The following is a 13,610-nucleotide window of genomic DNA, read 5'->3' as shown; positions in this document are numbered from 1 at the left end:
TTAATCAAGTAATGTGAACGTAATTTTTACACTCGTATCATCACTTGCTGAGATTTTTAAAAAGTCAAAACCGTGCATTTTCTCGGTTTGCCATAGTCCATTATCTAAGCTGATAGCATCTTGCCAGCTAATTAGTGCAACATTATCTAAGCGAGAGATTGCTTCACCTGTACTTGGTGCATAATGTCTAAATTGCAGTTTCACACCTCTTGGTGGAAGTTCTTTTGGTCCTAAAGTGAACTCATCTGACGGTAAACTAAAGTCATGACTAAATGCATGCCATGCTTGGTCACCGCCTTCACTTACATCTATTTTATGTTGTGAAAAAGTAAGATCGTCTATTTCGGTTGTATAACTTAATAGAGCATCAATTTTTCCACCATTTTCTGATTGTAAATAACCATAAAATGAGAAGTCTTTACTCAGAAGTGGATCGCCATTTTCATCTGTTAATTCCATCACTCGCATTGTATGTCTAAACGGTATTATCGATGGCGTATTATCGAACTCGTCACGACTAGAGCAAAGTGCTTGAATGCCAGCATAAGGTTGGTCTGTACATGGAAAAACGCTGTCACTGGTGTGATCCCAGCGGCTTACTTCAAACGCCTCGCTGTCGTTATCCCAATCTTCAAAATCACCAAACACCATTATGTCGCGGCCAAAGACCATACTACTGAGTTCGCCACTGGTTACTTCGATCTCAGATACGAATGCGGCTGATGAAGGGGCGTATTGTCGCAAGTCAATAATGTCACTATTGCTATTTACCTCAATAGTGACGTCTGTCGTGCTCTTTGTTGCCTGATTTTGACTAAAATAGACTTCACCATAATTATCACGAGGAATTAAAGTGATATTGTCATCAGAAAACTCAGCAAGGCGTCTTAATAAGTAGTGAGTTAAAAAACCTGTTGTAAAGCGTGGTTTATAATCTTCAACAAAAATAGGATAAGCAAAAGCCCGGTTGACGGTTTGCGTTTCTGTGTTTAAATCGATCATCACAGCAACACCGAGTAAGGTATCAAGGCGAGGTTGGTCAAATACGAAATTACCAAGACCGAGTACAGCAGGAATATCGTTATAGACAGCAAAGCCTTGCGCTACATGGGGGTGGTGAGCAATAAGGAGATCTGTATTTTGCTTTGATAATGCTTCAAACCGGCTGCCAATATAGCTTGAAGGAGAATAGGTGTATTCATCACCTCCGTGCATTTGGGCAATGATAAATTGTGAAGAATCCTGTTCTTCTAGTGAAGATTTAACTGTATCCGAGTTGGTTAAATTTGCAGCCCCGCCTTTTTCAGTATTAGCAATGTAGCTGTATTCGTGTTCTGTCCCTGTGATTGAAGTGGCGGCAAAAAGCACGAGCGTTACATCTTCAAGTGTTTTACTCACTGTGGTCATTGCTTGGGTTTCATCAAGTCCTGCACCGCTATGTAGTAAACCAGCATTGCTTACTTCAATAAGGGTATCTTCTAAGCCGGATTGCAAGTAATCGTAGATATGGTTATTACCAAGACCAACATAATCTATGCCTATCTCGGTTAGCCCTTGCAGTGAGTCTGGTAGACTAAAAAAGCTGAACTCTTTGGTTGGATGGACGGTTGCTGGATTAGTCGTCACTGGCGATTCTAGGTTAACTGATGCAAAGTCAGCATTTTCAAATAGGGCTGCGACATCCGCAGTAATTGCAATACTGTCTGCCCCGGCTGTATCTGGATGGATCAAGGCATCAGTTACATCGGGAATAGACGTGCCCATGGTTTTTAATTTGGGATCTAAATAACGACGGCCAAACATGGTATCTCCAGCAAATAAGAGGCTTTTACTGCTCGAAGCTTTAGTTTGGAGTTGGACTGTAGTTGTCGATGAGTCTGGTTGATTAACGACAATACTTGCACGCGGAAAATATCCCGTTTGCTCAACCATAATCGCATGATTGCCATAAGCAAGGTTACTAACACTTATAGTACCATCGCTATCAGACTGATAGCTTTGCCCTGCTAAGGTAACACTGATATTGCTTAGAGGTGTTTGATTTTCATCGGTGATCGTAAAAGAAATATTTGCACTACCAGCAAGCAGCTTTTCGCGATCGCTGATTGCGACCTGCGTTTGCTCATCTGGTTTATCTTCGTTCGGGTCTTTTACTTTACATGCAGTTAAATTAAGACACGTAAGCAGAACTAAAGAATTAAAAAATATTTTCAACTAACGCCCCTCGTTATCACACAATTTACATTCTATACGTCAAAATTATTATGGTTATTTTATAATTGCTGGCTAATAGGGACAACAATTGACCAGCTCTGAAAATTCAGATATTGCATGCTCTTGGGCATAGTTTCGATGATATTTTGTACTGATGACTTAATAACCAATGATAAAGGTGTGGCTTAAGTTTTAAGTGTAGTTCAAATTTATTGGTTGGCAGAATTTGTCTTAAAATTTAGACAAATAGCAATTTGGTATTAGGAGATGAATGGAAATAAAAAAGGCCAATAAATGGCCTTTTTGTGCGTATGGGCTTTCACAAAATGAAAGTTAGAATTTGTATTTAACACCGAACATAGCAACAACTGGGTCGATTTCTACAGTTGAAGTTAACGCTTTTGCGCCGTCAGCATAAACAGTTGCATCTGTATCGATGTCGATTAGTGAAACCATGCCATGAAGGCCCCAGTTTTCACTCATCATATAGTTAAAACCAGCTTGAGCTGCAAAGCCAAATGAATCATCTAGTTTAACTTCTACATCGTCAGTGCCTAGTGTTGCTTTTAGTGCAGCTGAAGGCTCTTCATCAAAGAAAACAGTATAGTTTACGCCTACACCCACAAATGGACGGAACTTATAAGTTGAGTCTAAGAAGTGGTACTGCGCTAAAAGTGTTGGTGGTAAATGTTTGATTTTCGCAATTTTGTTACCTGCTAAACCACCTGCACCTTGAACATCATGACTAAAAGGTGTTGCTGCTACTAATTCAATTACCCAATTGTCATCAAGCGCATAATCTACAGTAATACCTAGCTGAGTATCATCATCTGCACGTAGACCTAACGTTGGTGCTTCATTGATTTTTGAGCTGTCGTTATCAGGGTTTACATTAATTGCACCTACGTTCACGCTTAAGTTTGCGTTTGCAACAGGAGAGAGTGCTAATAGTGAAGTAAGTAATGCAATGCTTAATTTAGTTTTCATGTTGTTCTCCGCGAACTACTTGTCTTATTTGGTTGAGGCTATTATTACTAACTTGAAGCGGACAAAACCTGTTCTAGATCAAAGTTTCAAAAATGTTTGAACTAAGTGAAGCCATTTATTGATTTAGATTAAGTTTTTAAACAGGTACAGCAAAAAAAAGATTGACTCTTATTGACTCTATATTCAGTTGCGGCTGATAAACTAACAGGGTTATTTGCTTATTAGGTGTTTTTCATGGCTGATCCTCAGCACTTATTTCTTCATGGCTCGATTTCAAAAGCGTTACTTAAATTAGGTATCCCGATCATCTTAATCAATATTTTGCAGTCTGCTTATCAGTTGACCGATGCATTTTGGGTAGGGCGCTTAGGGGCAGAACAAGTGGCTGCCGTTTCTGTCAGTATGCCCGTTACCTTTTTGGTGATTGCTATTGGCTCTGGTTTGGCAATGGCGGGCGCTATTTTATCCGCTCAATACATGGGAGCTGGTCAGCAAGATAAGGTAAACCATGTTGCTGCCCAAACTATGTTAATGGTGACAATTACCGCAACCATACTTGGTTTAATAGGCTATGTGCTTTCTCCTTACTTTTTGACTTTATTAGGTGTTGAAGATCAAGTGTTTGGTGATGCGCTTAAATTTATGCATGTATCTTTTATTGGCGTTGTGTTTGTATTTATTTATGCCATGTTTCAAGCCTTAATGCGTGGCATAGGGCAAACCAAGGTACCGCTTTATATTGTAAGCGCTACTGTATTACTCAATTTTGTGCTCGACCCTTTACTGATTTTTGGTTTTGGTGACTTTGCTGGATTTGGCGTAATGGGGGCTGCACTAGCCACACTAATCACGCAAAGCTTAGCGGCTGCAATCGGGGTATGGGTGTTTTTGCGAGGCCGCCACGGCATCCAACTTAAACTCTCTAGCTTTAAACCAGACTGGCAATATATGAAACAAGCCTTCTTTTTAGGGGCTCCTGGCTCGGTTGAACTTTCTGCGAGAGCCTTTGGCTTAATCATTATGTCGTTTTTGGTTGCCAGCTTTGGTACGCACACCATTGCCTCTTATGGTGTTGGTTCTAATATTTTACAAATGGTGATGATCCCTGCAATGGGTCTTTCAATGGCTGTTTCAACCTTGGTTGGTCAAAACATGGGGGCAAGAAATCCACAGCGTGCAGCACAAATAACACGTTTAGCCTCGCTTTGGGGATTACTAGGCCTAACATTAGTGGGCGTTGTTGCTTATCTGTTTGCTGAATACTTTGTGGCTTTTTTCATTCCTGATGATGAGTCTGTGATTGCTGGTGGCGCAGAGTTCATTCGCGTTATGTGTTTAACTTGGGGCGGAATAGGCGTGCAGCTTTGTGTGGTTGCTGCATTTAGGGCTTCAGGAAACATGCTCAATGCTATGGTTGTGTCACTGCTTTCGCAATGCGTTATTCAATTTCCTACCGCGTATATTTTGTCAAAGCATACTTCACTTGGACCACAGGGCATATGGTATTCGTTTGCTATTACTAATGTACTTGTGGCTATTATTACTTATCTTTGGTTCGCAGCTGGTCGTTGGCAGCGAACACAATTAACCAAAGAAGACAAAGATATTGCCAAGGTAACCCAAGAAACCCTCATTGAAGAAGGAAATCATTAATTTAAGTTTCACACTGCGGTCATAATCTCTCGTTGTAATAACCTAAGCTTTCTAACTGACTAGGGTTATTATGAGTTTGATATCAAATGCAGAGTTAGCAACGCGCTCAGTAGTGCAGTCTGACGTGGTAGAAACATTACAAACCTTGATCCGATTTAAATCGGTAACGCCTGCTCAAGCTGGTGCAATTGATTGGCTTGAAGATAGCCTAAGCCAGCTCGGCTTTGACTGTGAAGTATTTAGCTTTAATCATGTTACTAATTTAATTGCTAAAATCACCTTTGGTGATGGCCCTATCGTTGCTTTTTCTGGTCATATTGATGTGGTACCTGCTGCAGAAGGTGATTGGCGAGTTGATCCATTTAGCGCTGAGATAGTCGATGGCAATATCTATGGCCGTGGCGCAGCAGACATGAAAGGCGGCGTTGCTGCTATGCTTTGCGCAACAAAACGTTTTTTAGCGCAAAATAGCAATAAACGCGGCACATTTTACTGGTTAATTACCTCAGATGAAGAGGGCGAGGCTGAATACGGTTCTTTACTGATTGCTGAGCGTCTAGCCAAACAAGGTGTTGTGCTTGATGGTTGCCTAGTAGGCGAGCCGACGAGTCATTTGCATGTGGGTGATACCATTAAAAATGGCAGAAGAGGCGCTTTGTCTGCTCGATTATCTATTCAAGGTAAAGCAGGGCATGTTGCTTATCCAGAAAACACCATAAACGCAGCGCATTTAAGTGCAGAGGTTGTGAAGCGCCTAACGGCAATTAGTTGGCACAAAGATGAAGCTAGTTCGGCTACAACACTGCAAGTGACCGGAATTAATATTGCCAATGTGGTCGATAATCTTGTTCCTGCTCAATGTGAGCTCACGTTTAACGTACGTTATAGTCATGGCTATAAAAGTAAAGACGTTAAAGAAGAAATTCAGTTTGCATTGGCAGATCTAGCATCACAGCTAACGCTTGTTTGGGAACGCCCGTGTGAATCATTTTATACCCTGCATCAGGCCAGCAATTGCTTATTGCAGCAGCTCGAACAAGCCGTGCATGAAATCACTGGCAGCTTTCCGATGCTTAGTACTAGTGGTGGCACATCAGATGGTCGCTTTTTTGCTAATGAGCACACGCAAGTGATTGAATGTGGAGTGCGAAACCATACCATTCATCAAGTTAATGAGCATGTTCCTATCGCAGATTTAAAAACTATTGAGCAAATATATTTAGCTGCGCTTAGAAATACCTTTAATTAAAAAGAAAAAAGTCGGCGAGCGTGCCGACTTTTTTTAGCTATTTTATAACGACTATTCGCGTGTCTGTCCTAAGTATCGTTTGGCTTTACTCGCTTTCACTTTATCTAGGTCGACAAGCACTAAACCATCGATGCAGTTATTAAACTCAGGGTCGATGCTAAAACTTAAAAATTGTACGCCACCAGGTTCGCAAAGCTCGGTGTATTGTTTAAATAGGGTTGGGACTTGCGCGCCGATATTGGCAAGTACATGCTTAAGTTCAACAAAGTCTTCTTTAATATCATCCCCAGCAAATAGCTGAGCACATTGTTCTTTTTGTGATTCGGTATGGCGATATTCATTATTGGGGATAGCTAACACTTGTTTAGCACCATAATAATGCTGGTAATAATGAACGAGTAGTGATTTAGCTTGCTCGGGGAGTGCGTTAGATACGCTAACTGCGCCAAACAAATAGCGGTATTGCGGGTAGCGGTTCACAAATGCGCCAATGCCGAACCATAAATAATCTAAGCTCTTTCTGCCCCAGTACTTGGGTTGCACAAAGCTGCGACCAAGCTCAATGCCCTTTTCAAAATAAGGCGCAATATCATCGCTGTAGCTAAATAGGCTATCGGTATATAAACCTTTACGGCCATGTTTTTCTATAATGTCTTGTGCGCAGGCAAGTCGGTATGCGCCGACTAGTTCAAGTTGCTTAGCATCCCACAGCACAAGGTGTTGATAATCCATGTCGTATTTATCTATATCTCGGCGTTTGCCACTGCCTTCACCGACTGCCCGAAACGCAATTTCACGCAGTCGCCCCAGTTCACGGAAAATCGGTGAGCTACCACAGTATTGATATAAGTAAATTTTCATACCATCAGAGGTTTCACCTAATAACTCACATTCTTCAATGGCTTTTTTTAGGTCTTTCGTTGCTTCTGGACTGGCAATAGGGGTTTGCGTTTTTAACGGCAGAGGTTTTTTTGTGATAAGTCGATACAACTGCTTTCTTATCAGCTGAGCTATTTCTTTGTCTTTTAAATTCTCGATTAAATATGACTCAGGCGGGATGGACGCGCCAATTTCAAACTCTAATGATTTTTGTCGTTGTTTAAACATCTCTTTGACTAATAACAAACTGGCTAAGGGTTTGTAGATCATTGAGGTGCCGTAGAATAACGGGCTGTTTTTCGCTTTGATGTAAATAGGCAAAATAGGTGCGTTGGCCTTTTTCGCCATACGTAAAAAGCCAGTATTCCATTTACAGTCTTTAATGCCCGTTGGACTTAAGCGTGACACCTCTCCTGCAGGAAAGATTAATAACGCACCGTCTGATTTTAAATGCTGTTGGATATTAGCAAGCTCTTTCTTTTTGCTTGTACCAGAGAGGTTGTCAACGGGAAGAAGTAATGAATGCATCGGAGTGATTGACATCAGCATGCGGTTTGCAACGACTTTTAAGTCAGGGCGAACACTTGATAAGACTTTTATTAGCGCTAATGCATCAAGAGAACCGATAGGGTGGTTAGCGACAATAACGACATTACCTTCACTAGGAATATGTTCCATCTGCTTTGGCTTGTAGCGCGTGTCAAAGTCTAGCTCATCAAGTACTTGCTCTACAAACTCAAGTCCTTGTAAGTGTGGGTATGCATCACCAAAGGCAACAAACTCTTGCTCGTGTAATAAATAACCCAAACCTTTCTTTACTAAGCCTTTTACTTTTGGTGAATTTTCTAACTGTGGTAAATTTGCTTCTATTACTTTATCAACACTGATCATACAAACCTCAAACATAAACGCATTCAGCGATGAGGTTAGGGTAAGAGTTCGCTGTGACAGTTAGGTTGCAGTTGTGTGACTTTTTAAAGAGCGCTTCGAGTACGAGGCAAAATGGAGAAGACAATGATTTTACTTGTAGCTGTAACAGGCCGAGATTGCAGCCAATTAATTGCCCGATTACAAGCGTTATTACCAGAGGTTGACGTGCAGCTTTGGTCTGAATGCACTGATTACCAAGCCGTTGAGTTTGTACTGGCTTGGAATGCCCCTGCTGACTTATGGCCTAAGCTGGTAAATTTAAAAGCGGTTTCTTCATTTGGGGCTGGCGTTGATAGCATCGACTTAACGAAGATAGCGGCGCACGTCCCCGTTGTTAGAATTGTTGATGATAATCTTGCGAATGATATGGCAGAGTACGTGTTGACCCATGTGTTGGCACACAAGCTGAGACTCAAAGAATATTATTTAAAACAATCAGGCAGTACTTGGAAGCCAAAGCGAGCGTATTCACATCAACATGTGGGTATTTTGGGTTATGGTGAACTCGGTAAAGCCTGTGCTAAGCGTTTACTCGCAAATGGCTTTAGAGTGAGTGCTTGGTCTAATAGTGAAAAACACGATGCTGAAGTAAGTACCTATTACACACAGCAGGGATTAGATGACATGCTTGGTCAAATTGATTATCTCGTGTGCTTGTTGCCACTTAACCAACACACTCAGGGTATCATTAACAAATCACTGCTAAGTAAATTGCAAAATCATGCAGTGCTTATTAATGTTGCCAGAGGCAAGCATGTTGTCGATGAAGATTTGCTTGAAGCACTTGATAGTGAGCAATTACGCGGCGCTACCCTTGATGTGTTTAGCGAAGAGCCTTTACCTAAGTCGCATGCTTACTGGTCTCATGAAAAGGTGACCTTAACACCTCACTGTGCTGCATTGTCAGATTTAGAGACTGTGACTTTGCAAATTGCGGGTAATGTCAAAAGGTTAATTGAAGGTAAAAATCTAATAAATCAGGTTGATAGAACAAAAGGTTATTGACACATTACAAATTAGTTTAATGTACACCTTGTTAACATCTGTAACTTTGCTATTCTGTTGTTGCTCAATAAAAAAACAACAATAAAAAAGAGGCGTTATGAAATCTAATCAAGGTGGAGCTAAATTTAGTCTAGTCGTAGTGTCAGTAATCGTTCTTGGTGTTTCAGCATGGTTTAATCAAGCGAATGCGTCGGAGCAGCCAGCTCAGGCTATTGAAGTAAGCCAATCATAACCAACCAATCACAGTTAATATGTGCAGCATGTTTTTATGCTGCACTTCAATCACTTATTCTATTAACTTCTTTTTGAATGGATTTCTCTGTTCTCGTGTTTCTTCTCGTCTGACTTTTTAATCATCACATACGTCGCACCGCTACCACCATGATGCTTAAGGGCGCTATGAAAGGCTAAAACCGCTGGAATTTCTTGCAGCCACTTATTGGTATAGCTCTTTAAAATACCCGGCTGTGATTTATTTTTGATACCAATACCATGGCGAATTAGTACGACACGAATATTTCGTTTATGGCAGTCATCAATAAAATTAAAAAGCGTACTGCGCGCTCGTTGAAGAGGCTGGCCATGCAAATCAAGCGTGGCATCGAGTTGATATTTAGCTAAGCGCAGATTTTTATATACTTGGCCTTGTACGCCATCTTTTTTAAATGCCAATATGGCATGAGGATCTAATAGCTCAACGAATTCAGTACGTAAATAGTTTTCATCAATTGCTAAATCACACTCAGCTGCTTTACGTTTTTCTTGTTGCGCTAAAGAAGGGCCCTGTTTCGTAGAATCAAATTGAACAGTGTCATGCTTAAGAGGTTTTACGTCTTCCATTGATGAGAGAAATAAGTCGAAGTCGTTTAATGACATAAGGTACTCCAAATTATCTATACCCAAACCACCTCAAGATGCGAGTTTCAGTTGGAATTAAAAGCGATTTAGGCAAGGCATTGATTGCAAATAATAGTGGTTCTATTGTTAAAATCAATAACGCAGTATAAATCGCTTTTAAACCAACCCTCTGGGCGTTTCACAGGCACTTACTCTCATCGTTGTTACTTCTTAAAAGGGACCACCATTCTTGCAAAGTAACGCCTTGATATTAAGCACCTGTGAAACGCTGAATTCTGCATCTTGAGGTGGCTTGGGTATATATACGCCGTTTATGGTATCTCAGTTCAATCATTTTGTAAGTAAAAAAAAGCCCAAGCAGAGGACTGCTTGGGCATAAAAGCTGATAGATGGGATAGCCTATTCTATCAATTTATCTTAGGAGAAGATTAACCTTGATTGATATTCAATTGGCCAAATGTGTAGACCTTGAATAAATAAAATGTGTTGATCAACACCAAGCTCATATTTGAGATAACGCTTGATGACATCAGATCTAAACTAAACGATAAAAATAATAAACTACACGCGCTAATCGCTGCAAAACGCAGTAATGTAAGCTGGTTAATAAAAAATGCACCTAGTCCTAGTGCAAGTAACGTTAAGTTTAAAAGCCAATCTAGCTCGTTTAGCATGGTCGTATCTGATCGTGTCTGTGTTGAAAAAGGAGCGCCATTATGGTGATCTTTTACACAGCTTTCAACCAAGTAATTTTAAATTTTCGGATTAGATTTTTTAATCCATTATTAGCTTTTTCATGGCAGCAAAAAAGCCACTTTGCTCTGTCACGCGATACTTCTGGCAGGTATCTGGTTTGCGCTTATCCTGGCACAGGTAAATAATGTTGCGGCTTAGGTCTGCACGGGGGCTGAGGGTTGAATCAAATAAGTTTGCACCATAACCAAAAACCCCTGGCCAAAATACACTTTGCGAGACCATACCTAGCTTTTCATAAGTGATTAACACAGGTTTGGGCGTAATTAGCAGAATTAATACAACTGCTGCGAGCGCGTACCACCGTGTTTTACTTTTTTTAAGTTCGACTTCAGGAACGCTTTGCTGCGCAGCTTGTGCACGCGCTTGTTGCTGGGGGGCTGGTCTTTGGCGCTTTGCTTGTGTTGGTTTTTTTCGTGCAGGTGTTTTACCAAGCAAAGATTGTTTTTTTATTTTATTAGACATAAAGCTTATCTGGCCTTTTAAACATAGGTCTCTATAATGAGATTATAACGAAGTTTTTGATATAATAGTCAAATTCAAATCACTTATAGCTTAAATGCGTTACACTCTACAGTGCAATGAGTGTTTATCTTCATAGTTTAAGAGGAATAGTATGGATACGCAGCTTTCAATTCTTATTGTGGACGACGTAGGCACAGTTCGCAGTTTTTTAAATCAAACATTAATGCACCTAGGTATCGATAATGTGCGTGAGGCTTCTACGGCCGCGCAGTGTTTAAGCGCATGTAAAGAAAAAGAGTTCAATATTATCTTTTTAGATATTGAATTACCCGATGGTGACGGCAAAGAGATTATCTCGCAAATCAACGAAATTTCGCCTGAAGCAAACGTAGTAATGGTTTCAGCCCATTCAACAGTAGAAAACGTTAAAGAAGCGATTGAGAAGGGCGCTAAAGGGTTTGTAGTAAAACCTTTCACACCTAAGAAGATTGCCGCTATGCTGAAAAAGTTTTATCCAGAGCTCGAAATTGTCTAGTTAACAACTTTAATGAGGCATATAGAACACGTGCCTTTTATACCAACCCGCAATAATACTTAATCATTTTGAGGGATTAAACCTGTCGCTAACTGTGTTAAAAATTTCTCATTTAGAACAACTAAATAACGAAATTTTTGCCTTGTTATCAACAAGGTTTTATTGCCTCAAAATAGACTACTTAATTAAGCGGATTGGTATAAAAAAAGTAGCTTATAGCTTTTTATNGGTTTTATTGCCTCAAAATAGACTACTTAATTAAGCGGATTGGTATAAAACGAAAAAAAGCTGCGCACCTAAAAGGTGAACAGCTTTTAACAACCAGAATCGTTATGAATTACAGAGCGCTTTCAAGCTCTGGTAACACATCAAATAAATCAGCAACTAAACCATAGTCAGCGACTTGGAAAATTGGTGCATCAGGGTCTTTATTGATGGCAACAATCACTTTTGAGTCTTTCATACCCGCTAAATGTTGAATCGCACCACTGATACCCACAGCAATATATAAATCTGGCGCAACAATTTTACCGGTTTGACCTACTTGCATATCGTTTGGTACAAAGCCCGCATCAACAGCAGCACGTGAAGCACCAATGGCTGCGCCTAGTTTGTCGGCAATACCATTTAATAACGCAAAGTTTTCACCATTTTGCATACCACGACCACCTGAAATAACCACAGGTGCTGCAGTAAGCTCAGGGCGTTCTGATTCAGTTTGTTCTTCTGATACAAACTCACTCAGACCAACAGAACCTTTACCAGTAACACTAGTTACAGCTACTGGCGCTTGCTCTTGTGCAATATCAAAGCTACTTGCACGAACAGTAATAACCTTTTTGCTATCTAGTGATTTAACTGTCGCAATTGCATTACCTGCATAAATAGGACGCTTAAAGGTATCTGCATCAATAACGTCGATGATTTCAGAGATTTGTGCAACATCTAAAAGTGCAGCAACACGTGGCATAAAGTTTTTACCCGTTGTTGTTGCGCTTGCGACAATGTGTGAATAGTTATCAGCTAAAGATAAAACTAGATCAGCTAGGTTTTCTGCAAGTTGATTAGCATAAGCTGCATCATCGGCAATCAGTACATTGCTAACACCTGCAATTGACGCTGCTTGCTCGCTCATTGCAGCTAAATTTTCGCCGGCAAGTAGTAAATCTACATCAAAGCCTAGTTTAACAGCAGCAGTAATCGTTTTATTGGTTTCAGGCTTTAGAACACCTTTATCGTGTTCGGCTATCACTAATGTTTTCATTTAGATCACCTTCGCTTCTGTTTTTAACTTTTCTACTAATGTCGCAACATCTTCAACGACAATACCGCCACTGCGCTTTTCTGGCTCGTTTACTTCTACCAGCTGTACGCGAGGCGCAAGGTCTACACCTAGGCTGTCAGCAGCAATTACATCTAGAGGTTTACGCTTTGCTTTCATAATGTTTGGTAATGAAGCATAGCGCGGTTCATTTAAACGTAAGTCTGTGGTTACGATAGCAGGTAGTTTAAGAGCGACTGTTTGTAAGCCACCGTCTACTTCACGCGTTACATTAACAGTACCTGCTTGAACATCGACTTTAGATGCAAAGGTACCTTGGCCACGACCCGTTAAAGCAGCAAGCATTTGACCGGTTTGATTGTTGTCAGAGTCAATCGATTGCTTACCTAAAATAACCAGCTCAGGTGATTCTTGCTCTACAATCTTGCTAAGTAATTTAGCAACATGTAAAGATTCAAGCTTTTCTTCTGTTTCAATATGAATGGCTTTATCAGCACCGAGTGCTAAGGCCGTACGTAATTGCTCTTGAGATGATTTATTACCAATAGTTACAGCAACAACCTCAGTGGCAGTTCCTGCTTCTTTTAAACGAATAGCTTCTTCAATTGCAATTTCACAAAATGGGTTCATCGCCATTTTTACATTAGCTAGATCAACATCCGTTTTATCGGCTTTAACGCGTGCTTTGACGTTGTAGTCAATTACTCTTTTAATTGGAACGAGGACTTTCATCGTGACTCCATCAATTGTGTGTTCTCAAAGTTGACCTAAACGTCAACTTATTTATTTTATGAATTCAG

General features: G+C 40.4%; 13 protein-coding genes. 5 read left to right on the top strand and 8 right to left on the bottom strand.

Annotated elements, in window-relative coordinates:
• Positions 1 to 2,214 carry a CapA family protein gene (locus AN213_RS08800; RefSeq protein ID WP_055198367.1) on the bottom strand — a complete coding sequence of 738 codons (2,214 nt, stop codon included), beginning with the start codon at positions 2,212 to 2,214 and terminating at the stop codon, positions 1 to 3.
• Between the two features lie 333 nt (positions 2,215 to 2,547).
• On the bottom strand, positions 2,548 to 3,201 hold the full coding sequence (locus AN213_RS08795) for an OmpW family protein (protein WP_054561921.1): 654 nt from the start codon (positions 3,199 to 3,201) through the stop codon (positions 2,548 to 2,550).
• Between the two features lie 234 nt (positions 3,202 to 3,435).
• Here AN213_RS08795 and AN213_RS08790 point away from each other — a divergent pair, with 234 nt between their 5' ends.
• A complete protein-coding gene (locus tag AN213_RS08790; protein ID WP_054561920.1) occupies positions 3,436 to 4,854 on the top strand; it encodes an MATE family efflux transporter in 1,419 nt (472 codons plus the stop codon).
• Positions 4,855 to 4,924: 70 nt separating this feature from the next.
• Positions 4,925 to 6,103 (top strand): succinyl-diaminopimelate desuccinylase, encoded by a 1,179-nt coding sequence (gene dapE, locus AN213_RS08785; protein WP_055021472.1) that lies wholly within the window; start codon positions 4,925 to 4,927, stop codon positions 6,101 to 6,103.
• A gap of 51 nt (positions 6,104 to 6,154) precedes the next feature.
• Here dapE and AN213_RS08780 read toward each other — a convergent pair whose 3' ends face one another.
• On the bottom strand, positions 6,155 to 7,873 hold the full coding sequence (locus tag AN213_RS08780; protein WP_055198365.1) for a lysophospholipid acyltransferase family protein: 1,719 nt from the start codon (positions 7,871 to 7,873) through the stop codon (positions 6,155 to 6,157).
• A gap of 123 nt (positions 7,874 to 7,996) precedes the next feature.
• Between AN213_RS08780 and AN213_RS08775 the strand changes: the two genes are divergently transcribed.
• Together AN213_RS08775 and AN213_RS20485 are read left to right on the top strand one after the other, a co-directional pair.
• Positions 7,997 to 8,917 (top strand): glyoxylate/hydroxypyruvate reductase A, encoded by a 921-nt coding sequence (locus tag AN213_RS08775; RefSeq protein ID WP_055020956.1) that lies wholly within the window; start codon positions 7,997 to 7,999, stop codon positions 8,915 to 8,917.
• Positions 8,918 to 9,014: 97 nt separating this feature from the next.
• Positions 9,015 to 9,149: a hypothetical protein gene (locus AN213_RS20485; RefSeq protein ID WP_258535966.1), complete on the top strand. Its 135-nt coding sequence runs from the start codon at positions 9,015 to 9,017 to the stop codon at positions 9,147 to 9,149.
• A 62-nt stretch (positions 9,150 to 9,211) separates the two neighbouring features.
• On the opposite strand, the gene smrA is transcribed toward AN213_RS20485, so the two are convergent.
• The 3 genes from smrA to AN213_RS08760 all read right to left on the bottom strand — a co-directional run bounded on the left by smrA (position 9,212) and on the right by AN213_RS08760 (position 10,993).
• Positions 9,212 to 9,793: a DNA endonuclease SmrA gene (smrA, locus tag AN213_RS08770; protein ID WP_054561916.1), complete on the bottom strand. Its 582-nt coding sequence runs from the start codon at positions 9,791 to 9,793 to the stop codon at positions 9,212 to 9,214.
• A gap of 410 nt (positions 9,794 to 10,203) precedes the next feature.
• A complete protein-coding gene (locus tag AN213_RS08765) occupies positions 10,204 to 10,449 on the bottom strand; it encodes a hypothetical protein (protein ID WP_054551958.1) in 246 nt (81 codons plus the stop codon).
• Positions 10,450 to 10,549: 100 nt separating this feature from the next.
• Positions 10,550 to 10,993: a hypothetical protein gene (locus tag AN213_RS08760; protein ID WP_054561915.1), complete on the bottom strand. Its 444-nt coding sequence runs from the start codon at positions 10,991 to 10,993 to the stop codon at positions 10,550 to 10,552.
• Positions 10,994 to 11,144: 151 nt separating this feature from the next.
• On the opposite strand from AN213_RS08760, the gene AN213_RS08755 reads away from it, so the two are divergent.
• Positions 11,145 to 11,528, top strand: coding sequence for a response regulator (locus tag AN213_RS08755; protein ID WP_054561914.1), 384 nt, complete (start codon positions 11,145 to 11,147; stop codon positions 11,526 to 11,528).
• A gap of 337 nt (positions 11,529 to 11,865) precedes the next feature.
• Here AN213_RS08755 and AN213_RS08750 read toward each other — a convergent pair whose 3' ends face one another.
• Together AN213_RS08750 and AN213_RS08745 are read right to left on the bottom strand one after the other, a co-directional pair.
• On the bottom strand, positions 11,866 to 12,792 hold the full coding sequence (locus tag AN213_RS08750) for an electron transfer flavoprotein subunit alpha/FixB family protein (protein WP_055021813.1): 927 nt from the start codon (positions 12,790 to 12,792) through the stop codon (positions 11,866 to 11,868).
• Positions 12,793 to 13,542, bottom strand: coding sequence for an electron transfer flavoprotein subunit beta/FixA family protein (locus tag AN213_RS08745; protein ID WP_054561438.1), 750 nt, complete (start codon positions 13,540 to 13,542; stop codon positions 12,793 to 12,795). It lies immediately after the preceding gene.
• Between the last annotated feature and the right edge of the window lie 68 nt (positions 13,543 to 13,610).

Origin of the sequence: Pseudoalteromonas sp. P1-8, from assembly GCF_001399985.1 — a bacterium.
GTDB lineage: Bacteria > Pseudomonadota > Gammaproteobacteria > Enterobacterales > Alteromonadaceae > Pseudoalteromonas.
Note: the sequence above shows the minus strand (reverse complement) of the source record. Positions and strands in the feature narration are given on the sequence as shown.